The following is a 26,953-nucleotide window of genomic DNA, read 5'->3' on the forward strand; positions in this document are numbered from 1 at the left end:
TGATGCTTCTAAGGGTCTGTTAAATCAAATTAGCGCGTTATTCAACGAATTGACTGGCCCTGCTGCGGCGCAACAGAGCACAGCGCGGCTACTGCCGGAAGAGATCGGCGCGGGTGAAGGGTTTTTCCAGACCAGCCAGATCGGCGGAGAAACGTTCAAGAAACTGCTGCGTGGTGGCGATGCGTCCGTGTCCCAGCAGCAGCAGCGGCACTAAAAAGGCCGCGCCGACCTGCGGCCAGCTAAAGCCCTTTAGCGCGGTGCGGCGCTGGCTGAGCAGAAACGCGGAGCTGAGCGTAAAGCCCAGCAGCAGCCCGGTTGCCACTTCGCTGGCGGAGTGCGCATGGATGACCAGCCGCGAGAAGCCCACCATCAGCGGAATGAAATAGCCGACGCCGATGGCGATCAGCCGCAGCGGGGTCGGCCAGCGGCCAGAGACCAGCCACAGCATCACCGGCCAGAGCGTCGCCGACATCGCGCTGTGCCCGCTGAAGCCGGTAAAGTTGAAGCGGGCGCTACCGATGCCGAAGCCGAGAAACAGAATTTTTGACAGGCTCACCAGCAGGCCGGCAAGGCCAAAGGCGAGCAGCCAGTACCAGACCGTGCGGCGGTTATCGCTCTTCCACGGCAGGATGAGGGCGATGATTACCGCAGTCGGGATCAGCAGCATGCTGTCGCCGAAATAGGTCAGTGTTCTCCAGTGCATAAGCTTCCTTTATTGTGGGCTGGCAGTGATATTCCCGCGCCATCGTCGGGGCGGAACGCGTTTCCGTCGCCTGATACGCCAGCCGCATAAGTAAAAACAGATCTGTCAGGTAGTTTATCGGGTAATGGTTTCGGTTTGAAAAGGGGAAATTCTGAAATGGCGCGCGCGGCTTTTCTCTGGCGTCAAAAGCGTGAAATCCCTATACTTAGCGCCTACTAAACCCTCTCCATTCCGTCCTGCGTCAAAACGCCTAATCCGCGTACAGCGCAGGCTCCAGTATCAGGTCTTAAAAAAAGTATGACTGACAAGTCTCATCAGTGCGTGATTGTGGGCATTGCCGGTGCCTCCGCATCCGGAAAAAGTTTAATCGCCAGCACGCTCTATCGTGAAATCCGCGATCAGGTCGGTGACGAGCATATCGGGGTCATCCCGGAAGATGCTTATTACAGGGACCAGAGCCACCTCACCATGGAAGAGAGGGTAAAAACCAACTACGACCATCCCAGCGCGATGGATCACGATCTGCTGCTGCAGCATTTGCAGGCGCTAAAAGCGGGTCAGGCTATCGATCTGCCGGTCTACAGCTACGTCGAGCATACGCGTACCCGCGACAGCATTCATCTGAAGCCGAAGAAGGTGATTATTCTGGAGGGGATCCTGCTGCTGACCGACGCGCGCCTGCGCCAGGAGATGAACTTCTCGATTTTCGTCGATACGCCGCTCGACATCTGCCTGATGCGCCGCATGAAGCGTGACGTGAACGAGCGCGGCCGCTCGATGGATTCAGTGATGAGCCAGTATCAGAAAACCGTGCGTCCGATGTTCCTGCAGTTTATTGAACCTTCTAAGCAGTACGCCGACATTATCGTGCCGCGCGGCGGGAAAAACCGTATCGCCATTGATATTCTTAAGTCCAGAATCAATCAGTTTTTCGAATAGACGCGTCGGGTCTGACGCGCAGCGAGCCGCCTGCCACGCGCGTTTCAGGTGGTTCGCTACACTTATATCATGGAGACAGGTGAATGAGATTATGTGACCGCGATATTGAAGCCTGGCTGGATGACGGCCGGCTGGCTATCGATCCGCGTCCGCCGGTCGAGCGCATTAACGGCGCGACCGTAGATGTGCGCCTGGGCAACCAGTTCCGGACATTCCGTGGCCACACGGCGGCTTTTATTGATTTAAGCGGTCCGAAAGATGAGGTCAGCGCGGCGCTGGATCGCGTGATGAGCGATGAGATTGTGCTGCCGGAGGGCGAAGCCTTTTTTCTGCATCCTGGCGAACTGGCGCTGGCGGTGACCTTTGAGTCGGTCACCATTCCAGACGATCTGGTCGGCTGGCTGGACGGCCGCTCTTCGCTGGCGCGCCTCGGGCTGATGGTGCACGTTACCGCGCACCGTATCGATCCCGGCTGGCAGGGCCGCATCGTGCTGGAGTTCTATAATTCCGGTAAGCTGCCGCTGGCGCTGCGCCCGGGCATGCTGATCGGCGCGCTGAGCTTCGAACCGCTTTCTGGTCCGGCGGCACGGCCTTATAACCGTCGCGAAGACGCTAAATATCGCGGACAGCAGGGTGCTGTCGCCAGTCGTATCGACAAAGATTAAACCGCGAACATGGGGATGTGATGAAAAGAGTGATAACCACGCTGGCCATTTTACTGGTGGTCATCGTTGCAGGCATGACCGCGCTGGTGCTGCTGGTCAATCCAAACGATTTTCGATCCTACATGGTGAAACAGGTCGAGCAGCGTAGTGGTTATCGGCTGGCGGTGAGCGGCGATTTACGCTGGCACGTCTGGCCTAAGCTCAGCATTCTGGCCGGACGTATGAGCCTGACCGCGCCCGGCGCGTCGCAGCCGCTGGTCACGGCGGAAAATATGCGTCTCGATGTCAATCTCTGGCCGCTGCTGTCGCACCAGCTCAGCGTCAGCCAGGTGATGCTGAGCAACGCCGTGGTGCGCGCCACGCCGGAAAGCGCGCCGCAGCAGCCGCAAAACGCCCCGGTTGCGCCCGGCCGCAGCGAAGCCGACGCGCCCGCCAGCGGCTGGTCGTTCGATATCAGCCAGCTGCGCGTCGCCGATAGTCTGCTGATCTGGCGCCAGCCGGGCGGCGACGAGTACAACTTCCGCAACCTCAACCTCACTCTCAATCAGGACGCGCGCCATCTGGCGAATGTCGAGCTCAGCACCAGCCTGACGCGCAACCAGCGCAGCGCGGTGCTGTCGCTAAAAGGCCAGCTTGACGCGTCGCAGTATCCGCACCGCCTGAGCGGCAAAATCGACGAGCTTAACTATGCGCTGAGCGGCGCCAGTATGCCGCCGCAGGGTATTAAAGGCACGCTGAGCGCGCAGGGTAGCTGGCGCGCAGAGACGCAGCAGTTTGCGCTAACGCAGATGCAGCTGAGCGCTAACGACAGCGCGCTGACGGGTGAAGCGACCGGTTCGCTGACCTCCCCACAGCAGCTTGCGCTTCAGCTGCACGCCACGCAGCTGAACCTCGATAACCTGATGGGGAATGCGCCGCAGGCGAGCAGCGGAACGCAGCACGCCACGGTCGCCCGTGCGCCGGTCATTGCCGAGCCGCGCGTGCAAAATAATCTCAATTCGCCGCTTAACGATATGAATCTGGCCGTGAATTTAAAAGCGGACAGCGCGGTGTGGCACGGTCTGACGCTGCAAAATTTTGGGCTGGACGTGACCAGCCAGCAGGGGCTTATTGCCCTGCGCGCGCTGAGCGGCAAGCTGGGCGACGGCGATTTCTCCGTGCCGGGCACCGTCGATATTCGCCAGCCGGAAACCCGCGTCGCGCTGCAGCCGGTGCTGAACCACGTCGCGATTCAGCCGCTGCTCGCCGCCCTCGACATGCCACAGATCGTTCAGGGCACCGTTTCGCTTAAGGGCGACCTGAGCGGCGAGGGGCTTTCGCTGGAGGCGGCGAAACATCACTGGCGCGGCGACGCGCAGCTGAATGCCAGCGACGTTAAGCTGGCGCAGCTTAACCTGCAGCAGATGGTGCGTCGCGCGGTGGCGCGCGTCAGCGACCGGGTCAGCGGCGAGGAGAGCGCCGATCAGGGGATGCGCCAGCTTAGCGGTACGCTGGCGTTGAACAACGGCGTGTTGCGTCTGGCGAATCTGCAAGGCGAGGGCGATCGGCTCAAGCTGCAGGGCGGCGGCGAGGTGAATATGCCGACGCAGCAGCTGGATGTGACCTTCGGCCTGACGCTCACCGGCTGGAAAGGCGACGACAGGGTGGTCGCGCTGCTGTCGCAGCAGGCGATTCCGCTGCGCATGTACGGCAGCTGGAATAATGTGCAGTATTCGCTGCCGGTTGACCAGGTGCTGCGCCAGCAGCTGCAAAGCGAGGCGAAATCGCGCCTGAATCAGTGGCTGGACCGCCAGCCGAAAAAAGAGGACGACGACAGCCTGCGCAAGCTGCTGCGGCCGTGAGTCACACTTCGTAATCGAGATCCTGCGTCTGTTGCAGGATCTCTACTTTCTGCACGCGATGGTTCTCCACCTGCAGGGTGCGCAGCTGATAGCTGCCGACCTGCAGCGTCTCACCCTCTTCGGGAATATGCTGCAGGCTGTCCATCAGCAGACCTGCCAGCGTATGGTAGCTGCGCCGTTCATCCAGAGGTAGCCTGACGTAAAGCGCTAAATCCTCCAGCGGAATATTGCCGTTAACGATCCAGCGACCTTCGCCCTGCGTCTGCACGTCGTAGCGGGCGTCGATCTCCTCGCCCTCAAGGGGCAGGTTGCCGGCGATGGTTTCCATCAAATCGCTCAGCGTGACCACGCCCTCCACCGAGCCAAATTCATCGACCACAAAGGCAAAATGGGTCCGCGCCTGGCGGAACTGCTCCAGCGCCTGCAGCAGCGTCAGCCGCTCGGGAAACACCAGCGGCTGACGCACCAGCGCGCGCAAATCCAGTGACTGATGGTGCAGCGACTGATGCAGCAGGTCGATGGCGTGCACCACGCCCAGCAGCTCGTTGCTCTGGTCGGTGATCAGCAGGCGCGTATGCTGATTGCGGTCGAGCCGCGCCATAATCTCCGCCGGGTCATCATCCAGATTGATGTGTTCGATATCGTGACGCGAGGTCATGATGCTGTTGACGTGGCGCTGGGCGAAGTTGAGCACCCGGGCGATCATAACCCGCTCCTGGCGGTTAAACAGCGCCTGGCGATCGCTGTCGGCGATCAGCATCGCGCTCTGCGGGTCCAGCTCGGCGTGGTCCGCTTCGCCGCGCAGCAGCCTGAGTACGGTTTCCGCCGTGCGCTGACGCAGCGGGCGACCCGCCGACAGCGCGCGGCGGCGGTTGCGCTGCGCCAGCTGGTTAAACGCCTCGATCACGATTGAGAAGCCGATTGCCGCATAAAGATAGCCTTTGGGGATAACGAAGCCGAGTCCTTCCGCCACCAGGCTAAAGCCGATCATCAGCAGAAAGCTCAGGCAGAGAATAACGATAGTCGGATGGCGGTTAACGAAGCGCGTCAGCGGCTTGCTGGCGAGCAGCATCAGCAGAATCGCGATGGTCACGGCGGTCATCATCACCGGCAGCTGATTCACCATGCCGACGGCGGTGATCACCGCATCCAGCGAGAAAATGGCGTCCAGCACCACGATTTGCGCCACGACTGGCCAGAATTTAGCGCCGCGTTTTTGTTGATTATCGTCATGATCCTGACCTTCCAGCCGGGTGTTTAGCTCGGTGGTTGCCTTGAAGAGCAGGAAGAGCCCCCCGAGCAACAGCAGCAGATCGCGTGCGCTAAAGGGGTGGCCGCGTAGCGTAAACAGCGGCTGCGTCAGGGTAACCAGCCAGGAAAGCGACGCCAGCAGCAGCAAACGACAGAGCAATGCCAGCAGTAAACCGATAACGCGCGCCCGGTCGCGATCTTTGCCGGGCAGCTTTTCCACCAGAATAGCGATGAAGACCAAATTATCGATCCCCAGCACCAGTTCAAGAACGATTAGCGTAATTAACCCCGCCCATAGCGAGGGATCCGCAAACACCTCCAACATGCCTTAGCCGCCTGAATATATCGAAGTCAGTAAAGTCTGAGGATAGTGGAGCCGCGGGCAGGGTACAACAGGCTGTCGCGCCCGTGGTTTAGCGCGTCCACAGAGAATAATGAAAAGATAGCGTCTGATTTCTTTCAGCACTGAGCCAGCATTCGGTAAAGCATAAGATGGCGGGCCGATGAAATATTGATGAATCCATTTTGAATGTATCACGGCGGCGGGAGAATTTATTAACGTGGCGAATAGGGTATTAATCTGATTTTTGCGCAGGGTATTGCACTTTCATTTTTCCCGGATGGCGGGCCTCAATACTAATGGCTGGTAGTCTTTTTCCTAAAATAGTCAGGGGACGGCGGGGCCTACTTGTAAAGAAGCCAGTAATAACTAGTATAGCAACGTGCTGTTAAAAGTCTGCGCTTATGTTGATATTCGCCCACTGATTTGGCACCCAATGTAGTGAATTGTGATCTGTCTCGTGGGTATGCATCAGGCAACCGGCCCGAGAAAGACAGGCTGGAAACAGGATATCAAAAGCGGTATTGGCAGCGACAGCCAAGGGCGGTAGCGTGCATGAAACGCCTTTTATGTTTATAAAACAATCAGTGCGTCACGACAGGTTAAGTCAGAGTAATCTGTTGGTATTCATCACGATTTTCTTGTTTTCTGGCACAGGAAACGGATGTGAACGCACCCTGGAACTCCCCCTCAGTTACGCATATGTCGACAAGAAACTGATTTGCTCAATTATTACACAGCTCAGGGCGTCACGGGTTAAAGGAAATAAAATAAAGAGTTAAATATGCGCGATACTGAAATTACGTTTAAAAGTCTTTTCACTAAATTGTTGTTGGCAGGTTCGGATTTAATTTGTTTTAACGCCGCATTATTTATAGCGCTGGCGTTAATTAATATGATGTCTGATTCACCGCTGGCAGATATTTCTGAAAAAGATCTGCATTTGAAAATAGCTACGCATATTCTCCTGTCGGTAATTTGCGTCGGATGGTTCTGGGTCAGGCTGCGTCACTTTACCTACCGCAAACCATTCTGGTTCGAGCTGAAAGAAGTTTTTCGTACCATTCTTATTTTCTCTATTATCGACCTGTCGATTACCGCGCTGTCGCAGTGGCAAATGTCGCGCTTCGTCTGGTTGCTGACCTGGGTGCTGGCGCTGGTCTTAATTCCGGTGTCGCGCGCGGTGGTTAAACATCTGCTTAATCACTATGGCCTGTGGAAAAAGCAGACCATTATTATCGGCAGCAGCAAAAATGCGCAGGAAGCCTGGCAGGCGCTGCAGAGCGAAGAGGTCATGGGTTTCGACGTTATCGCCTTTTATGACGTAGACGGTACCTGCCCGCAGGCGAGCATTGCCGGCGTGCCGGTGCTGCGCGAAGAGGCGGAACTCTGGAACCTGACCCACAGTGAAACGCAGTTCATCGTAGCGGTGGAGTTTGAGCAGAGCCAGTATCGCGACCTGTGGCTGAAGAACCTGGCGAGACATAACTGCCGCTCGGTCTCCGTTATCCCGACGCTGCGCGGCGTGCCGCTTTACGGCACCGACATGGCCTATATCTTTAGCCATGAAGTGATGATCCTGCGCGTGAACAACAACCTGGCGAAGCGTACCTCGCGCTTCCTGAAGCGCGCGTTCGATATTGTCGGTGCGCTGTCGATTATTCTTATGCTGCTGCCTGCGCTGCTGGTGCTCGGCTTTCTGGTCGGCCGCGATGGTGGACCGCCGATTTACGGACACGAACGCGTCGGCATGAACGGCCGCAAGTTCAAATGCCTGAAGTTCCGCTCGATGGTGATCAACTCCAAAGAGGTGCTGGAAGAGGTGCTGCGCACCGATCCGGTGGCGCGCGCCGAGTGGGATAAAGATTTCAAACTGAAAAACGATCCACGCATCACTAAGGTCGGCCACTTCATCCGTAAAACCAGCCTGGATGAGCTGCCCCAGCTGTGGAACGTGGTGCGCGGCGACATGAGCCTCGTCGGTCCGCGCCCGGTGATTGAAGATGAACTTTGCCGTTATGCCGGGGATGTCGATTACTATCTGATGGCGAAACCGGGCATGACGGGATTGTGGCAGGTCAGCGGTCGTAACGACGTTGATTACGAAACGCGCGTCTATTTTGATTCGTGGTACGTAAAAAACTGGTCGCTGTGGAACGATATCGCCATTTTGTTCAAAACGGTCGGTGTCGTACTGAAGCGCGATGGGGCGTATTGATAGCAGGCGAGTGCGGGGAGCGAAATATGGACGCTCCCGGGTTCCTGGCGCCGCTGCTGGCAACGTCATTGGCGAGAGCCGCCATTATCGTGGCTGAAGGAAGCCGTTAATTGATGCAGAAGGCAATCTCATGCATTTGCTTATTCCGCCCAGTTAAACGGTAGCAACAAAAAAGAGTTAGGGAGCAAGTGATAATGACGGGCATTTTCAGTACTTAGGCTGGCGAGTTTATTTTTTTTCAGCGCTTACACAGCGGCGTTTTCGCCTCTATCAATCAATAACTGATAGCGAAGATCTAGATGATTACAATCAAAACGAAATTGATACCCATGCTGGTATCCGCCACATTTCTCTCAGGGTGTACGGTTGTTCCAGGCCAGCACCTTTCCACTAGCGGAAAAGATGTCGTTGAGCAGCAGGACAGCAACTATGACATCGACAAATATGTCAACGTCTTCCCGTTAACGCCGCGCCTGGTCGAACAGATGCGACCCAAGCCGCTGGTGGCTCAGGCTAACCCAGGGCTGCAGAACGAAATCCAGAACTATGAATACCGCATCGGCATCGGCGACGTGATTAACGTCACCGTCTGGGATCACCCCGAGCTGACCACACCGGCCGGTCAGTACCGCAGCGCCAGCGACACCGGCAACTGGGTGCACTCCGACGGCACTATTTTCTACCCCTATATCGGCAAAGTCCGCGTGGTTGGCCGTACGGTCACTGAAGTGCGCGGCGAGATCGCGCGTCGCCTCGCGCAGTATATCGAGAGCCCGCAGGTCGATGTCAGCATCGCCTCCTTTAAGTCGCAGAAAACCTATGTGACCGGCGCCGTGACCACCTCGGGTCAGCAGCCCATCACCAACGTGCCGCTGACGGTGCTGGACGCCATCAACGCCGCGGGCGGCCTGGCGGCGGACGCCGACTGGCGCAACGTGGTGCTGACGCACAACGGCACCGAGCAGCGCATTTCGCTGCAGGCGCTGATGCAGAACGGCGACCTGAGCCAGAACCATCTGCTCTATCCGGGCGATATCCTCTACGTGCCGCGCAACGACGATCTCAAAGTCTTCGTGATGGGCGAAGTGCGTCAGCAGTCGACGCTGAAAATGGACCGCAGCGGCATGACGCTGGCTGAAGCGCTGGGCAATGCCCAGGGTATGGATCAGACCGCCGCTGACGCCACCGGCGTATTCGTTATCCGTCCGATTCGCGGCACAAACCGCACCAAAATCGCCAACATCTATCAGCTGAACACCAAAGATGCGGCGGCGATGGTCATGGGTACCGAATTCCAACTTGAACCTTACGATATCGTCTATGTCACCTCGACGCCGCTGACGCGTTGGAACCGCGTGATTTCGCAGCTGCTGCCGACCATCGCCGGCATCAACGATGCGAGCGAGGCGGCGCTGCGTTTCCGCAACTGGTCGAACTAGGTTTAGCCATGATTTCGTCCGTGTTAGTGGTCTGCGTCGGCAACATCTGCCGCTCTCCTACCGGGGAGCGCTTACTGAAGCGCGCGCTGCCGGAAAAGCGTATCGCCTCGGCGGGGCTCAGCGCCCTCAAGGGCTATCCGGCGGATCAAACCGCCAGCGAGGTGGCCGCGCGTCATGGCCTCTCGCTGGAAGGGCATCACGCGCAGCAGTTGACCGCCAGTATGTGCCGCGATTTCGACCTGATTCTGGTGATGGAGAAACGTCATATCGAACAGGTCAATCGCATCGATCCAGCCGCGCGCGGAAAAACCATGCTGCTTGGGCACTGGCTCAACCAACAGGAAATCGCGGATCCGTATAGAAAAAGTCGTGAGGCCTTTGAAGAGGTTTACGGGTTACTGGAAAACGCTACCCAGAAATGGGTCAACGTATTAAGCCGATAGTTGGGATTATCCATGAATATTAAAAATAAGGTTATGACCGCGCCAAGAGAGGAGTCGACGGGATTCGATCTTGGCCACCTTTTGGGACAGCTGATCGATCATCGCTGGATCATTGTCGCCGTAACCGCCTTCTTTATGCTGGTGGGAACGCTCTACACACTCTTTGCAACGCCGATCTACAGCGCCGACGCCATGGTGCAGGTTGAGCAGAAAAACAGCAGCTCCGTCCTTTCGGATCTGCAAACCCTGATGCCGGCGACGCCGGAGTCAGATACCGAGATTCAGATCCTGGAATCGCGCATGGTCATCGGTAAGACCGTGAGCGATCTTGGTCTGGATACCGTGGTCGAGCAGAAATACTTTCCGATTATCGGTAAAGGCCTGTCGCGCCTGATGGGCAACAAACCGGCGCAGATCGCCATCTCCCGTCTGGATATCCCGCGCACTATCGACAAGCGCAGCGTTGAGCTGGAAGTCAACAGCCCGACAACCTACACCGTGACCAAAGATGGCGACGAGCTGTTTAAAGGTCAGGTCGGTCGTCTGGAACAGCACGGCAACATCACCATGCTGGTCAGCGACATTCAGGCGGAAGAGGGCACCAGCTTCACCGTCACCAAGCTGAACGAGCTGCAGGCGATCAACTCCGTGCTGGCAAACCTGACCGTGGCCGATAAAGGCAAAGATACCGGCGTGCTGGGTCTGCAGTATGTCGGGGAAGATCCGGAGCAGATCAGCAAGGTGCTGAACCAGATCGTCAACAACTATCTGCTGCAAAACGTTGAGCGTAAATCTGAGCAGGCTGAGAAGAGCCTCGAGTTCCTGCGCAACCAGCTGCCGCAGGTGCGCGCTAAGCTGGACGAGGCTGAGAACAAGCTGAACGCGTTCCGTCGTCAGAACGAATCGGTCGATATGTCGCTTGAAGCGAAATCGGCGCTCGACTCCTCTGTCAGCGTGCAGAGCCAGCTGAACGAGCTGACCTTCCGCGAAGCAGAAGTGTCGCAGCTGTTCACTAAAGACCACCCGACCTACCGCGCGCTGCTGGAAAAACGCAAAACGCTGGAAGGCGAGCAGGCACAGCTGAACAAGAAAATCTCCCAGATGCCGCAGACGCAGCAAGAGATCCTGCGTCTGACCCGCGACGTACAGTCGGGTCAGGAGATCTACATGCAGCTGCTGAACCGTCAGCAGGAGCTGGGCATCAGTAAAGCCAGCACCGTCGGCGACGTGCGTATCATCGATAACGCGGAAACCGCTAACGCGCCGGTCGCGCCGAAGAAAACGCTGATTATCGCCGCCAGCCTGCTGCTTGGTCTGGTGGTCTCTGTGGGTCTGGTGCTGCTGAAGGCGCTGCTGCATCACGGCATTGAGAACCCGGAACAGCTGGAAGAGCTGGGCATGAACGTCTATGCGAGCGTGCCGCTCTCTGAATGGCAGCGCAAGAAAGACACCGAAGCGCTGGCGCGTCGCGGTCAAAAAGTGAAGACCGATCCGCACGAAACGCTGCTGGCGCTGGGCAACCCGACCGACCTCTCTATCGAAGCGATCCGTAGCCTGCGTACCAGCCTGCACTTCGCGATGATGGAGGCGAAAAACAATATCCTGATGATCACCGGCGCGAGCCCAGGCATTGGTAAAACCTTTATCTGCGCCAACCTGGCGACGCTGGTGGCGAAAGCGGGTCAGCGCGTGCTGTTTATCGACGGCGATATGCGTCGCGGCTATACCCACGACCTGATCGGCGCGGATAACAAGTCGGGTCTCTCTAACGTGCTCTCCGGTAAAACCGAGTTCAGCCCGGCGCTGATTCAGCGCGGTCCGTATGGCTTCGACTTCCTGCCGCGCGGCCAGGTGCCGCCGAACCCGTCGGAGCTGCTGATGCACCGCCGCATGGGCGAGCTGCTGGACTGGGCGAGCAAGAACTACGACCTGGTGCTGATCGATACGCCGCCGATTCTGGCCGTTACCGACGCCTCGATTATCGGCAAGCTGGCCGGCACCTCGCTGATGGTGGCGCGCTTTGAGACCAACACCGCGAAAGAGATCGACGTCAGCTTCAAGCGCTTCGCGCAGAACGGCATCGAGATCAAAGGCGTGATTCTGAACGCCGTGGTGCGTAAAGCCGCCAATGCCTACGGTCATGGCTACGACTATTACGACTACGAATACGGCAAGCCGACCAAAAGCTAAACTTTGACGATTAACGGGGCGGCAAGACCGCCCCTTTTATCGTCCGTTAAAGACAACACGCAACGATCTACACAGGTGATTCTGTGTTTCGCGCCAGACGCCACGCATAACACGCATAACCGGGCGGGCGCCCATAACAAAATGGTTCAGCAACAGGCAGGCGCCCTCAGGCGCGGCTTTACGCAGAAGGCGTAAACGCCTGTCAGCTGGCAACGTGTGGAATTAAGGAATCACACCATGGCTCCATATTGGTATCTATCAGGATTTCTGCTGCTGATGGCGATCGTAGAAATCCTGCTAAAAAAAGACGAACGCACCACGCACATCCTGACTTATCTGTTTTGCATCGCCGCCGCGACGCTGGTGGTGTTCGGCGGGATCCGCGGCCTCGGCACCGGCATGGATGATTATCAGTACCGCAGCTTTTTCGCCGACTTTATTAACCGCATTCAGGTGAACGGCTTCAGTGAGACGGTGGCGTTCTTCCGCTACGAACCGCTGATTTTCGTACTGGCGTATCTCACCAGCCTGGTATCGCACAACGCCGACATTTTCCTGTTTATCTTCTGCCTGCTGGCGGTGGCGGTTAACGCGGTCTTCTTCAAGAAGATGTCGCCTTATCCCATCCTGGCGCTGGCGCTCTATTCGGCGCATATCTTTATTAACAAAGATATGAACCAGATCCGTTTCGGCCTGAGTTCGGCGCTGTTCCTCGGCGTAATCTGGTATATCTACCTGAAGCGTTACTGGATGGCGCTCGGCTTTACCCTGCTGTCGTTTTTCAGCCACAACACCGCGGTAATGGTGGTGACCATCGTGCCGTTCCTGTTTATCCGCGACTCGCGCTGGTGGCCGGTGGCGATTATCCTGCTGAGCATTCCCGCCTCGAAAGTCGGCGGCACCAGCTTTATCTCGCTCATCTCAGCCCATATGGGATCGCTGGGGGAGAGGGCGGAGGGCTACAGCAACGAAACCTCCAACGCGGGCGAAGGCAGCATCTTCTCAGTGTCAAACCTGAAAAACATCATGCTGGTGTTTATCTTCGTCTACTTCCTGCTGAGCAACGAGATTAAAAAATATAACTATCAGCAGTATCGCCTTAACTATCTGCTGGTGCTGACCTTCGCCATCGGCGGCGGCATCCGTATCTTCTTCTATAACTATTCGTCGGGCGCGCGCCTCTCCAACTACCTGTTGCAGGTCGAGCCGATTATTTTAGCCTCGCTGGTGTATCAGGTGCGCCCGATACTCAAGCCGGCCATGTTCGCGATGTTCGCGTTCTTCCTTGTCTATTACCTCTACTACAACACGATTTCTCTGAAGCAGGCCGTTGTCGGCTATGAAGTTGCTCAGGAATTTAAGCTGTTCCATTAACCGGGGAGGTAACATGACGAAATCACTTATTGCTGCAGCCATCCTTTCGGCCTCCTGCTTCGCGCAGGCCGCCGATCGAGGCGCATTTATTATCGACGCCTACGGCGACTCCACCACGGCGGGCGTGATGTCCTCCGGCGGGAAAAACATCATCGCGCCGGGCAACGAGATGGCCTGGCTGCAAAAAATGCTGCAAAGCAAATATGGCGACGCTGTCGAGGTTAAAAATCACGGTGTGCCGGGCGCGCAGGCGGCGGAACTGCTCTACAACAAGGGCACGGAGGATACCAGCGGCTGGCGCGAACGCATGGCGAACTCCAGCGCGCAGCTTATCCTGCTCAACTATGCCATCAACGATGCGCGTCACTACTTTTTCAAAGACACAAACACGCACCTGGAAAGCCCGGAAGAGTATGGCCGCATCATGACCGCGCTGGTGAAAGAGGCGAAGGCGCACAACAAGCTGGTGGTGCTGCAGGAGCCTAATCCCATCTGCGGCAAGGTTGAGCGCTGGAATGTCTGGCCCTACGTCTATCAGCTCAATGAGGTCGCAAAAGCGGAAGGCGTGCCGATCGTGAAGCAGTGGACGGCCATTAAGGCGCAGCGCGACTGGCAGAGCGACATGTCGGCGGATTGCATTCACCCGTCCGAATCGCTGTATAAGCTAAAAGCGCAGCAGACCTTTAACGTTATCAGTGCCAGCTTCGGTAAGCAGCTGTCGCAGACCGGCAGCTAAACCCAACCTCACTCTGTGGCTTCAGGAGTTGTCATGTACGTATTCATTATGGTGGCGTCATTCTGTCTGGCGCTGCTCTTTCTGCGCGCGACCGGGTTCCATAAGGGCGTTTACAACGGCAGCGGCATTAAAAGCATCTCCGGGCTGCGCGCGCTGCTGGCCAGCATCGTCGCCTTTTCCCATCTGGTGCACTATCTCTACTCGCTGGACGGCAACTGGATCTTCGATAAGGACTATTTCGTCTGGTTCTCCGAAGGCAACTTTTTCGTCAACGCCGGCAAGTTCGGCGTGCTGCTCTTCTTTATGATCTCGGCGTTTCTGTTCTATCGCTGGCTGGACAACGACGGCATGCCGGCAAGCCAGCTCACCTGGAAGCTGCTGAAGTCGCGCGTGCGCCGCATTGTGCCGATGTTCTGGTTCTCCGGGCTGGTGATCATTCTGGTCGGCCTCGCGCAGGGCGGTTTGCAGCTCAACGCGCACAGCATCACCGACGCCGTACTCTGGCTGCTGTTCGTCGGCAGCTATCATATGGGTGATTTTCTCACCGCCGACGTTAACGCTGGCGTAGAGTGGACGCTGCGCCTGGAGTGGCTGCTCTATCTCTCTATCCCGCTGATTTTTGTGGTGAACCGCGCCACCCACGGCAAGTACAAAACCCTGCTTATCCTCGGCTCGATCGGCGCGATTTTCTGCGTCGCCGTGGCGCTGCGCCTGTGGGGGAAAACCTATACCGACCCGCGTCCGGTGCTGGGCTTCGCGATGGGCTATTTCGCCTATACCTGGCGTGACCGGCTGGCGATGTTTAAAGCGTCGCGCATCGCGGGCGTGGCCTGCATCCTGCTGGCGATTTTCGCGCTCGCCTTCACCAGCAACGCCTTCTGGTATCTGGTGTTTCTCTGCTGCCTGACGGCCATCTTCTTCGTGGTGAGCAGCGGCAACAACCTGCTGGGCATGCTGGAGAACAAAACCCTGATGTCGATCGGGGAGGTGAGCTACAGCCTCTATCTGATCCACGGCGTGGTGCTCTACTTCATTAAGCAGATCCCGCTCAGCATGGTGCCGCATAACGTGGTGGTCTACACCCTGATCTCCACGCTCTTCTTCGTGCTGTCGTTCAACGTGGCGAAGATGACCTATCTCTATGTTGAAAAGCCTTTTATCGGCAGCAGCAACAAGAAGAAGGTCGCGGCCGAAGTTGCGCCAGCCAAGCAGGATCGCACCGGTAACCCTTACTGATTATCACGGCTGCGTGCGACGCCGCCGCGCGGCACGCAGCGCGTTTTTTTATCGATTTCAGCCCTGTTTTTAAGAGGTACTGGCATGAAGGACATTCGTTTCTCCATTGTAATCCCCGCGTACAACGCGTCGCAGTCGATCGTTGCGACGCTGGATTGCGTCAAGGCGCAGAGCTACCGCAATTTCGAAGTGATTATCGTTGACGACAAATCTGCCGATGCGGCGGCGCTGGCGGAGGTAGTCAACAGCGAGCGCTATCAGGATCTGGGCATTAACCTGGTGCTCTCCGAGGTGAAACTGAACGGCGCAGGCGCGCGCAATAAAGGCATTGAGCTGGCGACAGGGGACTACATCAGCTTTCTCGACGCGGACGACGAGTGGCACGCCGACAAGCTGCTGGAGACCAGCCGTAAAATCCAGGCGCTGGAAGCGCAGGGTAAAAGCAAGTTCGTGATCTACAGCCAGGTGAACATCTATCAGGACGGCAGCTTCCTGAAGGTGATGCCGATGCAGACGCCAGGCAAAAACGAAACCGTGGCGGAGTATCTTTTTGGCTGCTACGGCTTTATCCAGACCAGCACCATCGTGCTGAAGCGCGAGGATGCCGCACGCATCCAGTTTGATACGCGCTATATCCGCCATCAGGATTACGACTTCTGCATTCGCGCCGATCGTCTCGGCTATGAGTTCGTGATGATCGCGCGCCCGCTCGCCACCTATCATCTGGTGACGAAATTTGGATCCAAGCATAAAGGCGAATCGGTGAAATATTCGCTTTTCTGGCTGGATGCCATGAAGCCGCACCTGACCGCGCGCGATATCGACACCTACAAGGCGTTTAAGCTGCCGCTGCGCTACAAAATGGACGGCAAGTCGCTGATGGCGAGCCTGACCTTCGCGCGCTACTTCTTTCTCACCAACAAAGATAACCAGTCCTATTTCCTTAACCGCGTGAAAGACAAGTTAAGGGCGCGGCTGGGCGGTGAAAAAGCGGTTTCCTGACTTCTTGTTGCTCCCCGACGCGGGAGCGTTTTTCCCGGAACGACACTTTTTTATTCAGGTATGAATATGACGAATCATGTTGGCACCGTAGGCATTGTGATGCCGATGTATAACGCACGCCAGACGGTTTTACGCGCCGTGCAGTCGGTAATGAATCAGACCTGGCCAGACTGGCACCTTTACCTGATCAACGATAAATCGACCGATGATTCGCTGGCGCTGGTGCGCGAGCACTGTAACGATCCGCGCATTACCATTCTCGACAACGAGGTGAACCTCGGCGCGGCGGAGACCCGCAATGTCGGGCTGCGTGCGGCAAAAGAGGAGATTATCGCCTTCCTCGACAGCGACGACGAATGGCACGTCGACAAGCTGGCGCAGCAGGCGGCCGCCATCGCCTCCGGCGACGATTTCGTGATCGCCGAATATCACTACAAAACCAAAAACGCCGATCACGACATCACCTACAGCAAACCTTACCTTCAGCAGGAAAACTTCGTGAAGAAGCAGTATCGCGTCTGCTTCTCCTCGGTCTGCTTCCGCCGTCCGCCGCAGGGGATATTCTTCCAGCGTAAAGGGCACGAGGATTTCCTGTTCCTCTACGAACTCTTCACCCGCTACAAGCAGGCGCGCGTGATTCAGAGCATTCTCGTCAACTATTACGAATTAGGCGATTCCCTTTCGCGCAACAAGAATAAAGCGGCGAAATGGCACCTGGAATTATTAAGAATTATCTATAAAAACAATCCTTTAAAAATCTATTACTATTACGGCTGGTATATGGTGAACGGCGTGCTGTTTACCCTTAAGCATCGATAACAGGATTGTCTTTTTACTCTTTTGAGGTGGGTAGCGTTACATGAAAAAAATCGTCCTGGTGATCAAAGATGCCTATTCGTATGCCGGCACTGAGAACATCTGCAACTTTATGTCCGAGTGTCTGGGCGAAACGCACGACGTCACCATCTATTCGCTGGAAGGCAGCGGAAAAACCTTCTACCCCTTTGAGCACGTCAAAGAGATCGTCAGCTTCGAGGGACACAGCAACCCGATCAAAAGCATTGTCAGACGCATTCACAGCGAAGAGGTCGACAGCGTCTTTCTGATCAGCATGGGGCGTCTGAGCGTGATGTTCGCTTTCTGGAGCCTGCTCTCCGGCAAGAAAAAACGCTTCAAGGCCTATGCCTGCGAACATATCGCCATCAACTCCTTCAGCAAGCCGATCAAGCTCCTCAAGTACCTGCTGCTGCGCTACTACGATCGGGTCATCGTCCTGACCGATAAAGACCATCAGGTCTTCTCCCGCTGGCGCATCCCAAGCAAGCAAATCCCCAATCCGGTGGTATACAAAGCCTTTGAGCGCACCTCGCGCAGCCGTCAGGCGCTGGCGGTGGGCCGTCTCGATCACCAGAAAGGGTTCGATCTGCTGCTCGATATCTGGCGCGACTTCGCGCAAACCCATCCGGAGTGGACGCTGGCGATCGCCGGCGACGGCGAGCTGCGCCAGCAGCTGGAAGATCAGGCGGCGGCGCTCGGCATCACCGACAGCGTCAGGTTCGTTGGCCGCGTCAGCAATATCAACGACTACTACCGCGAAAGCGATATGGCGCTGATGACCTCGCGCTATGAAGGGCTGCCGCTGGTGCTGCTCGAGGCCAAATCCTGGTCGCTGCCGGTGGTGGCCTATGACTGCCCAACCGGCCCGCAGGAGATTATCAACCAGGGCGAAGATGGCTTCCTGGTGCCAATGAACGACAAAGCGACCTTCCTGGCGCGCATGGACCAGCTCGCCAGCGACGACGCGCTTTTCTTCGCCATGAGTCAGAAAACAAAAATTACCGCGCTGAAATTCGACGGTAAGCAGATCAAGCAGAGCTGGCTGGCGCTGGTTTAACAGCGGCAAGGGACGGGCCTGATTGCAACGTGCCTCAGGGGACAACTGTTATGGCCCATTGCGCGGCCCCATTGACTACGGGATTAGATGCATGAAAAGAAGAGAAGTCTTGCAGAGCGCAGCCTCCTCCATTGTTGCCGCACTCTCCGTCAGCGCGTTCTCCAGCCACGCCGCGAAAAGCAGCGGCGTCGCCCTGAAAGCGGTCGATCCGGCCGCGGTACCAAAAGGGGACGTGCCGATTCTGACGCCGGAGAACCTCTACGCCATGCCGCCGCAGTTCTGGCAGGGCTTCGAAGGGCAGCTCTGGATCGGCAAGGCGGGCAGCGACGCCAGCCAGGCGGGCAACCAGATCCCGGTTTTTCTGCGCGACGACAGCGGCAAGCTGGCGCAAATTACCCAGCCAATTGCGCTCAATAGAGGCAGCTTCGCCCGCTTCGTTCACGACAACGCCGCATTGATCGCCGATCCGTCGCACTCAATGACGGTGAAAGATAAAGACGGCAATACGCTGTTTAACATTCCCGACGTCAGCCGACCGGGCCAGGCGGCGTTCAGCCAGCGGCTGGCGCAGCCGGGCGGCTATCAGCTGATTGGCGAGATCGCCTCGGTTGAGGAGCTGCGCAAAACCCGTCCGCTGTTCGAAGGGGCGAAAATCAAGCTGAAAAGCTGGCACGAAGGACTGGAAGTGGGCGGCGGCGAGTTTGTCGGCAGCTTCCAGAGCGCGAAAGATGACGGCGGCGTGAACTTCGCTGGTGAGGGCTTTTACTGGCGCCGCGTGGTGGATGATTTCAACCGCCTGTCGCTGTTTGACTTCGGCGCCATCGCCGACGGCAAAACTGACGCCGCGCCCGCCATCAAGGCGATGTACCAGTGGTCGGAACAGGCACAGCAGCCTATCTGCGTGCAGTTTCCCGCCGGCACCTTCTTTGTCTCCGCCTGCGACTTCGGCAGCGAAGGGCGCCGCTTTTTCCGCATCTCCGGCGCAATGGTCAACTTCGGCTACTTCCCCGCCACCACTATTGTCTCCGACGGCCAGTCAGAGTTCGTCTTCGACGTCAACGCGCGCTGGGTGGAGATCTCCAACCTGATCTTCAACGGCAACAGCGATAAGCGTCCCAATAAACAGGGGCTGTTCCGCAATACCTGCGACGGCGGCCAGTTCTTCCGCGGCGCCTGTCTGCGCTTTAACGCGGTGGGCGGCACCGCGCTCAGCCTGCTGGATACGCTCGACTGCAAAATCGACCAGTGGTACGCCTCGCGCTGCACCGGCGACGTGATTAAAGCGGGCTGGTCAGGCCGCAAGGCGGGCGCCTGGGATCACAGCACCGCTATCGAGCTTTCCAACTTCAACGCGCAGAACTGCCGCGGCGGCATGGTGCTCAACCTGCCGCGCTGCAGCCAGTCAATTATTCACAACGGCTGGATCGAGCACTGCGACCATCCGGGCGACATCTCCAACGGTCAGTGGATTGTCGATGCACTGAGCCTGGAAGATTGTAAAAACCCGCTGATTGCGCACAACTCGCGCCTCAATATGCGCCAGACCAATCTGCAGTCCGGCAGCTGGATCGATAACTCCGATCAGGGCGAGCGCTGGCTCAACGTCTGGGAGATGGGATCGACGCGCGTGGAGTCCTACGGCGTCGCCATCGACGGCAGCCTGAAATACAACTACATCACCTCGCGCTGGCGGCTGGAGAACAACAGCGCCCAGCAGACGTGGTTTGAGCTGGGCACGCTCTATTCGCCGGACGTCGGCGACGCCTGGGAAATCGAAATCTTCGGCCAGTCGGAGTTCAGCAACGGCAGCACCAGCCAGCCGCTGATGAATCCGATCGCCGATCGCTCGACCGGCGGCCGCGCGGTGATCCAGGTGCAGCGCAAGAAGAGCAAGGCGGAAGCGAGCTGGTCTGCGGAGGGCAGCAGCCCGGTCGTCGAGGTGCGCTACGTTGCCGCCAGCGACAGCGAAGTGCGCATCTTCGTGAAGCTGGCGGGCTGGACGCCGTCGGCGGTGGTGCTGATGAAAACTACCAGCAAAGACCGTTTCGCCACCGGCCGCTGCGCACGCGTCAGCGCCAGCATGGAGAAAGCATCGCCGCCGTCCGGCAATGTGGCGGCGCCGCAGCGCTTTAGCCTGCATAACGGCAAGGCAGGCATCGGCGGCAACGAGCAGGGCGATCTGCTGCTGGCGTCGCGCGCGCTTAACGCCGGACAGGTGGACACCAGCAAGCCGAAAGGTTTTATCTCAATGGTGATTAACGGCGAACAGTGCGCCGTGCCCTATTTCGCCGTGAAGGGCGAATAACGCGTTATCGCGCGCAGGGAGGCGCGCGAGTCACATCCTCTGGAGTTGTTTTTAGCTTGCATATTGGTTGTTTTTTAAACGCAGAGTTTACTTTGCCCGTCAGGACAGGGCGGCTTGTTTACCCGACGCATCGCAGCGTTACCGGTCGGGTAAAAATTAAAAGAATTTTTCGGAGTTGTTGATGAAAATTTTATTGGTGGGTAACCACACGTGTGGGAATCGCGGGGATGGCGCGATTCTGCGCGGGCTGATCGATTCAATACATGCTGCCCGCAGTGATATAGAGATTGACGCGATCAGCCGTTATCCAACGAGCTCTGGGTATTTGCTCCAGCAGGAGATTCAGCAGGATTCGCTGTTTTTGCACAACAGCAAAGCGGCGAAGGGCCTGATCGGCACGGTAAAGCGCAAGGTCGCCAACCGACTGATGCCGAACATTATGATGGCGCACCTGGGCAAAGGCGGACCGTTTAAATCCTTTTCCGTACCGGCGCATCTGCAAACTTTCGCCAACAGCCTGAAGCAGTACGACGCCATTATCCAGGTCGGCGGCTCTTTCTTCGTCGATCTCTACGGCGTGACGCAGTTCGACCATGCGCTCTGCGCCCTGATGGCAAAAAAGCCGATCTATCTGATCGGCCACTCGGTCGGCCCTTTTCAGAACCCCCGTGTTAACGCGCTGGCGAACTTTGTGTTTGACCGCGTCGACAGCCTGGTGCTGCGCGAGTCGGTCAGCCTCGATTTGATGAAAAAAGATGGCGTCACCACGCGTAAAGTGGCGCCCGGCGTCGATACCGCCTTTCTGGTGCGCGCGCGCAGCGTCGAGCAGCCGAGCCATAACCTGCAGCACTGGCAAAACATCATCAGCCGCCGCAAAACCATCGCCATTACCGTGCGCGAGCTGGCGCCGTTCGACAAGCGCCTGGGCGTGACGCAGCAGGAGTATGAAGCCGCCTTTGGCCGCGTGATCAACGCGATGATCGCCGAAGGCTATCAGGTGGTCGCCTTCTCCACCTGCACCGGCATCGACAGCTATGCCAAAGACGATCGCATGGTGGCGCTGACCCTGCGCGACCGCGTCGAGCGCCCGGAGAATTACCACGTCATCATGGATGAGTTCAACGACCTGGAGCTGGGCATCTTGCTGAGCCACTGCCATCTCACCATCGGCACGCGCCTGCACTCCGCCATTATCTCCATGAACTTCGGCACGCCGGCCGTGGCGATCAACTATGAACACAAGTCGATGGGCGTGATGAATCAGCTCGGTCTGCCGCAGATGGCGACCGATGTGAAGAGCCTGATGGACGGCTCGCTGATCGGCAAAGTAAAAGAGGTGCTGGCGAATTACGACGCCATCAGGCAGCAGGTCGATACGGCGGTCGCGCACGAGCGCGAAGTCGGTAACCGGATCACAGAAGAGATCCTCAACGTATTGGGGTAATGCTATGAAACTGACTTTTTTCACCATGCGTTTCCCGGTCGCCTCTGAGACCTTCGTGCTGAACCAGGTGACCCATTTTATTGACGCCGGCTACGACGTCGAAATTATCTCCGTGTTCCCGGGCGATCTGGTGAACCGTCACGCAGCCTTCGACGAGTATCAGCTGGCGGCGCGCACTCACTATCTGCTGCCGGAAGAGAAGGTCTCGAACCTTGACAAGCTCAACCAGCGCCTGAAGCTGGTGCTGCCGAAGGTGGCGAAACCGGCGCTGATCCGCTCGCTGAACGTGCGGCGCTACGGTGCGCAGTCCAGCAAGCTGCTGCTGCCCTCTATCGTGGCGAATACCCACCAGCCCTATACCGCCGACGTCTTCCTGGTGCATTTTGGCTATGCGGGCGCGCTGGCCAATAAGCTGCGCGAGCTGGGCGTGCTGGTGGGCAAACAGGCGACGGTGTTCCACGGCGCGGATATTTCGCGCCGCCATATCCTGGAAGAGCATAAGCAGGACTACGTCAATCTGTTCGAACAGAGCGAGCTGCTGCTGCCGATTAGCCATCTGTGGGAGCGCAAGCTGATCGAAATGGGCTGCCCGCCGGAGAAGATCCACGTGACGCGCATGGGCATCGAGCCGGAGAAGTTCAACTTCGAGCCGCGTCAGGCGTTTCACTCGCCGCTGCGCATTGTTTCCGTGGCGCGACTCACCGAGAAGAAGGGGCTCGACGTGGCGGTGAAGGCCAGCGAGATCCTTAAACAGCGCGGCGGCCAGTTTGAGTTCACCATCATCGGTAATGGCGATCAGGATGAGATGATGCGCGAGCATATCGCTAACGCCGGGCTGGAGGATTGCGTCAGCATGCCGGGCTTTAAGCCCCAGGAGGCGATCCGCGCCGCGCTGAGCGAGGCGGATATCTTCCTGCTGCCGTCGAAAACCGCCGCTGATGGCGATATGGAAGGCATTCCGGTCGCGCTGATGGAGGCGATGGCGGTGGGGCTGCCGGTGGTCTCCACCTTCCACAGTGGGATCCCAGAGCTGATCGAGAACAACGTTTCAGGCTGGCTGGTGCCGGAAAACGACGCCGAGGCGCTGGCCGATACGCTCTTCAGGCTCTCTCAGGGCGATATCGACGTCGCGCCGGTCGTTGCAGCGGCGCGCCGCAAGGTTGAAACGGAATTCAACCAGCACATCGCCTACGGCGAGCTGGCGAGGCTGCTGGAGCAGCTGGCGTGAGCGGATTGAAAAAACAGGCAGTATGGCTGTTTGGCAGTACCTGCTTTGCCGCACTGCTGCAGGTGCTGCAGCTTAGCGTGCTGGCGCGCAAGCTGGAAGCGCACGAGCTGGGGCTGCTGGCGATCATCAACGCTATCCTGGCGGTCGCCACCGTGCTGCAGGATATGGGGATGAGCAGCTATATCGTGCACCGCCAGGAGATTACCCGACGCGAGCAGAGCACCATATACTGGGTCAATGTGTCGCTGAGCCTGGCGACCGGCCTGATCCTGATCGGCGTCGCGTATCCCATTGCCTGGTTCTACCACCTGCCGGAGCTGGTGGGGCTGATTATGCTCACCAGCCTTAACTTCCTCGTGCTGGGGCACCTGTCGCAGTATCAGGCGCACTACATCAAAACCAAACGTATGGTGCTGCTCGCCAAAATCGAGATGGCCACCAAACTGTTTGCGTTCGCCTGCACCGTAGCGATGCTCTACTTCACCTCGCTGACGGTTGCCGCGGCGATCCTTGGCCTGTTTATCAACGCCTTTACCCGCATCCTCTGCCTGATCGCCTTCGGGGAGAAGGCGTGGCGACCGACGTGGGAGTTTGATAAAGCGACCTTTGTCGGCGCGGTGCGCTACGGCATCTATCAGCTCGGCTCGCAGACCATTAACCAGCTGCGCACCCAGGCGGATGCGCTGATTGTCGGCAAGGTGATGGGCGCTGAGATGCTCGGCATCTACTCGCTGGCGAAAGAGCTGATTCTGCAGCCGCTCAAGCTGGTGTCGCCGGTGATCAACCGCCTGGCGCTGCCGCGCTTCGCCGAGCAGCAGCAGGATCCGGAGCAGCTGAAAAAGCTGTTCCTGAAGGGCACCTTCGTCATCATGCTGTTCAGCAGCGCGATGTACCTCGCCATCGGCATTCTCTCGCCGGTGATTGTGCGCCTGCTCTATGGCGCCTCGCACGAGCAGGTTTACCACCTGATCCCGCTGATGCTGCTGTTCGGCATGCTGCGGCCGATGGGCGGCCTGACCGGCGCGATTTCGCAGGCGAACGGGCGCACCAGCGTCGAGTTCTACTGGAATGTGGTGGCGAGCCTGGTGGTGCTGGCGGTGCTGGCGACCACCTTTATCTGGCCGAACGTGCTCTATGTGGCGCTGACGCTGTCGATCTCGCAGGTGTTGATCTCCGCCTTCGCGCACCCGTTCTTTATCAGGCCGGTGATCGGCATTCGCTTTATGCCTTACGCGCGACAGTGGGTATCGGTGTCGGCGATATTCATCGCGGTCATCGCCCTGGTAAACCATTTCAACCTGTTCGTAAAGCCGGAATGGTTTGAGGGCTGGCTCTGATCGGCGCGTTTCTTCCCGGGCGGCACGCGTGCCGCCCGGGTCTTTTTTAGCCTGGCATTAATCCAGAGGGGCTGCTGATCCTGCGGCAGGTTTTAGCATGCAGGTTAACGCTTGTCTTTGCTCACTTTATGGCACGTCCGAACAGTGGGAAAATGATGAATTTCTAAGGGATGACAGGCATTTAGTATCAGATTTTCGGATAAAGATTATACTTGCAGTTCTGGCCGATCCTGCATAATCGACCGCACGTATTCACTTCATGAAATGGAAAAAATATGACCAAGCTTAAAGCAGTAATCCCGGTTGCGGGTCTCGGTATGCATATGCTCCCGGCGACAAAAGCAATTCCAAAAGAGATGCTGCCTGTCGTCGATAAACCGATGATTCAATACATCATTGATGAGTGCGTTACCGCAGGCATCAAAGAGATCGTGCTGGTCACCCATGCTTCCAAAAATGCGGTGGAAAACCACTTCGATACCACTTACGAGCTGGAAGCGCTGCTCGAAGCACGCGTAAAACGTCAGTTGCTGAGCGAAGTACAGTCAATTTGCCCGCCGGGCGTGACCATTATGAACGTGCGCCAGGCGCAGCCGCTGGGTCTGGGCCACTCGATTCTGTGCGCGCGCCCGATGATCGGCGACAATCCTTTTGTCGTGGTTCTGCCGGACGTGCTGCTGGATGACTCCACCGCCGACCACCTGCGCTACAACCTTGCCGCCATGGTGGCGCGTTTCGAAGAGACCGGCCACAGCCAGGTGCTGGCGCAGCATATGCCGACCGGCGATCTCTCTGAGTACTCTGTTATCACCACCGAGCAGCCGCTGGATAACCCAGGCGACGTCAGCACCATCACCGATTTCATCGAGAAGCCGGATCAGCCAGCGCCGCTGAACTCCGATCTGGCCGCGGTGGGCCGCTATGTGCTCTCTGCCGATATCTGGGGCGAGCTGGAGCGCACCGAGCCGGGCGCATGGGGCCGTATTCAGCTGACCGACGCTATCGCCAGCCTGAGCCAGAAGAAGCCGGTCGACGCCGCGCTGCTGATGGGTCGCAGCTTCGACTGCGGACGTAAACTTGGCTATATGCAGGCGTTCGTGTCATACGGTCTGCGCAGCAACAGCATGGGGCAGGATTTCCGCGCCGCCATTGAGAAAATTCTGGCAAAATAACCTTTTCTCACGTTTTGCCGCGCACCGACGCGGCAGCTTAGACAGGAGCACACATGGCTATTTTGGTAACGGGCGGGGCGGGATACATCGGCTCGCATACGGTGCTGGCGTTATTGCAGCGCGGCGACGACGTTGTAGTACTGGATAACCTGTGCAACGCCTCGCGCGAGGCTATTAATCGCGTTGAGAAGCTGGCAGGTAAAAAAGCGACCTTCGTTGAAGGCGATATTCGCGACCGCGCCTGCCTGCGCGATCTGTTTGCCAGCAACGATATTGCGTCGGTGATTCACTTCGCCGCGCTGAAGGCGGTAGGGGAGTCAACCCGCATGCCGCTGGAGTACTACGAGAACAATGTTGCCGGCACCGTGGTGCTGCTGGAAGAGATGCGCGCCGCTGGCGTCTATAACTTTATCTTCAGCTCTTCCGCCACAGTGTATGGCGCCGATGCGCCGGTTCCCTACGTGGAAACCACGCCGATTGGCGGCACCACCAGCCCTTACGGCACCTCCAAGCTGATGATTGAGTTCGTGATGCGCGACTTCGCCTTCGCCGAGCCGAAATTCAAAGCCATCGCGCTGCGCTACTTCAACCCGGTCGGCGCGCACGAGTCTGGCGAGATCGGCGAAGACCCGACCGGCATTCCCAACAACCTGCTGCCCTATATTGCGCAGGTGGCGATTGGTCGCCTGCCGCAGCTCGGCGTGTTCGGCGGCGATTACCCGACGCCGGACGGCACCTGTCAGCGCGACTATATCCACGTCGTCGACCTGGCGGAAGGGCACCTGAAAGCGCTCGACCATTTACCGAAGGTTGAAGGTTACAAGGCCTACAATCTCGGCGCGGGTAAAGGCTACTCGGTGCTGGAGATGATCAAGGCGTTTGAAGCGGCGTCGGGTAAGCAGATTCCTTACGAGATTAAACCGCGTCGCGACGGTGACCTGGCGGCCTTCTGGGCCGATGCGAGCCTGGCGGATAAGGAGCTGGACTGGCGCGTGACGCGTGGGATCGAAGAGATGATGCGCGATACGTGGAAGTGGCAGAGTAAGAACCCGGATGGGTTTCGGTAAGCTCGCTACAGATTATTAACCCGGCCTTGGTCGGGTTTTTTATTGCCCTAATTTCAGTTCGCTTATCGGATAAGGTAATTTTGCCGGTTTACTGTATTGCGAAGTTGAAGATTAAGCGGTGGCCAATTA

The 26,953-nt window shown here is 57.7% G+C and carries 21 protein-coding genes; 19 read left to right on the forward strand and 2 right to left on the reverse strand.

Annotation, left to right across the window (positions count from 1 at the left end; all coding sequences use genetic code 11):
* Positions 1-88: 88 nt before the first annotated feature.
* Entirely contained in the window at positions 89-703 is a 615-nt protein-coding gene (locus ACR6A7_RS00965; protein ID WP_434122881.1) for a phosphatase PAP2 family protein, read from the reverse strand.
* Positions 704-1,000: 297 nt separating this feature from the next.
* On the opposite strand from ACR6A7_RS00965, the gene udk reads away from it, so the two are divergent.
* The 3 genes from udk (at position 1,001) to asmA (ending at position 4,148) form a co-directional block, all read left to right on the forward strand.
* A complete protein-coding gene (gene udk, locus ACR6A7_RS00970) occupies positions 1,001-1,642 on the forward strand; it encodes a uridine kinase (RefSeq protein ID WP_434122882.1) in 642 nt (213 codons plus the stop codon).
* An 83-nt stretch (positions 1,643-1,725) separates the two neighbouring features.
* Positions 1,726-2,307, forward strand: a complete 582-nt coding sequence (dcd, locus tag ACR6A7_RS00975) for a dCTP deaminase (protein ID WP_033750209.1) — start codon at positions 1,726-1,728, stop codon at positions 2,305-2,307.
* Between the two features lie 20 nt (positions 2,308-2,327).
* Complete coding sequence (gene asmA / locus ACR6A7_RS00980; RefSeq protein WP_434122883.1) at positions 2,328-4,148, forward strand: outer membrane assembly protein AsmA; 1,821 nt, start codon at positions 2,328-2,330, stop codon at positions 4,146-4,148.
* A 1-nt stretch (position 4,149) separates the two neighbouring features.
* Here the strand turns inward: asmA and ACR6A7_RS00985 are convergent, their stop codons facing one another.
* On the reverse strand, positions 4,150-5,724 hold the full coding sequence (locus ACR6A7_RS00985) for a TerC family protein (RefSeq protein ID WP_434122884.1): 1,575 nt from the start codon (positions 5,722-5,724) through the stop codon (positions 4,150-4,152).
* 799 nt (positions 5,725-6,523) lie between these two features.
* On the opposite strand from ACR6A7_RS00985, the gene wbaP reads away from it, so the two are divergent.
* From wbaP to galE, 16 genes are all read left to right on the forward strand, one after another.
* A complete protein-coding gene (gene wbaP / locus ACR6A7_RS00990; protein WP_434122885.1) occupies positions 6,524-7,957 on the forward strand; it encodes an undecaprenyl-phosphate galactose phosphotransferase WbaP in 1,434 nt (477 codons plus the stop codon).
* 299 nt (positions 7,958-8,256) lie between these two features.
* A complete protein-coding gene (locus tag ACR6A7_RS00995; RefSeq protein WP_033750198.1) occupies positions 8,257-9,396 on the forward strand; it encodes a polysaccharide export protein in 1,140 nt (379 codons plus the stop codon).
* An 8-nt stretch (positions 9,397-9,404) separates the two neighbouring features.
* Positions 9,405-9,839: an arsenate reductase/protein-tyrosine-phosphatase family protein gene (locus ACR6A7_RS01000; protein ID WP_033791542.1), complete on the forward strand. Its 435-nt coding sequence runs from the start codon at positions 9,405-9,407 to the stop codon at positions 9,837-9,839.
* Positions 9,840-9,851: 12 nt separating this feature from the next.
* Positions 9,852-12,029, forward strand: coding sequence for a tyrosine-protein kinase Wzc (gene wzc / locus ACR6A7_RS01005; RefSeq protein WP_434122886.1), 2,178 nt, complete (start codon positions 9,852-9,854; stop codon positions 12,027-12,029).
* Between the two features lie 237 nt (positions 12,030-12,266).
* Positions 12,267-13,403, forward strand: coding sequence for an EpsG family protein (locus ACR6A7_RS01010; protein ID WP_434122887.1), 1,137 nt, complete (start codon positions 12,267-12,269; stop codon positions 13,401-13,403).
* A 13-nt stretch (positions 13,404-13,416) separates the two neighbouring features.
* Positions 13,417-14,139, forward strand: coding sequence for an SGNH/GDSL hydrolase family protein (locus tag ACR6A7_RS01015; RefSeq protein WP_434122888.1), 723 nt, complete (start codon positions 13,417-13,419; stop codon positions 14,137-14,139).
* A gap of 33 nt (positions 14,140-14,172) precedes the next feature.
* A complete protein-coding gene (locus tag ACR6A7_RS01020) occupies positions 14,173-15,375 on the forward strand; it encodes an acyltransferase family protein (protein WP_434122889.1) in 1,203 nt (400 codons plus the stop codon).
* Positions 15,376-15,459: 84 nt separating this feature from the next.
* A complete protein-coding gene (locus ACR6A7_RS01025; protein ID WP_434122890.1) occupies positions 15,460-16,377 on the forward strand; it encodes a glycosyltransferase family 2 protein in 918 nt (305 codons plus the stop codon).
* 66 nt (positions 16,378-16,443) lie between these two features.
* Complete coding sequence (locus ACR6A7_RS01030) at positions 16,444-17,196, forward strand: glycosyltransferase family 2 protein (protein WP_434122891.1); 753 nt, start codon at positions 16,444-16,446, stop codon at positions 17,194-17,196.
* A gap of 40 nt (positions 17,197-17,236) precedes the next feature.
* Entirely contained in the window at positions 17,237-18,271 is a 1,035-nt protein-coding gene (locus ACR6A7_RS01035) for a glycosyltransferase (RefSeq protein ID WP_434122892.1), read from the forward strand.
* A 91-nt stretch (positions 18,272-18,362) separates the two neighbouring features.
* Entirely contained in the window at positions 18,363-20,576 is a 2,214-nt protein-coding gene (locus ACR6A7_RS01040; RefSeq protein ID WP_434122893.1) for a phage tailspike protein, read from the forward strand.
* A gap of 181 nt (positions 20,577-20,757) precedes the next feature.
* Positions 20,758-22,020: a colanic acid biosynthesis pyruvyl transferase WcaK gene (gene wcaK, locus ACR6A7_RS01045; RefSeq protein ID WP_434122894.1), complete on the forward strand. Its 1,263-nt coding sequence runs from the start codon at positions 20,758-20,760 to the stop codon at positions 22,018-22,020.
* A 4-nt stretch (positions 22,021-22,024) separates the two neighbouring features.
* Positions 22,025-23,248 (forward strand): glycosyltransferase, encoded by a 1,224-nt coding sequence (locus ACR6A7_RS01050; protein ID WP_434122895.1) that lies wholly within the window; start codon positions 22,025-22,027, stop codon positions 23,246-23,248.
* Positions 23,245-24,585, forward strand: a complete 1,341-nt coding sequence (locus ACR6A7_RS01055) for an MOP flippase family protein (protein WP_434122896.1) — start codon at positions 23,245-23,247, stop codon at positions 24,583-24,585. Before ACR6A7_RS01050 ends, ACR6A7_RS01055 begins: the two co-directional genes overlap by 4 nt.
* Before the next feature lie 275 nt (positions 24,586-24,860).
* A complete protein-coding gene (gene galF, locus ACR6A7_RS01060; RefSeq protein ID WP_434122897.1) occupies positions 24,861-25,757 on the forward strand; it encodes a UTP--glucose-1-phosphate uridylyltransferase GalF in 897 nt (298 codons plus the stop codon).
* A 53-nt stretch (positions 25,758-25,810) separates the two neighbouring features.
* On the forward strand, positions 25,811-26,824 hold the full coding sequence (gene galE, locus ACR6A7_RS01065) for a UDP-glucose 4-epimerase GalE (RefSeq protein WP_434122898.1): 1,014 nt from the start codon (positions 25,811-25,813) through the stop codon (positions 26,822-26,824).
* Positions 26,825-26,953: the final 129 nt, after the last annotated feature.

This window comes from Pantoea phyllosphaerae, assembly GCF_051025595.1.
Classification (GTDB): domain Bacteria; phylum Pseudomonadota; class Gammaproteobacteria; order Enterobacterales; family Enterobacteriaceae; genus Pantoea.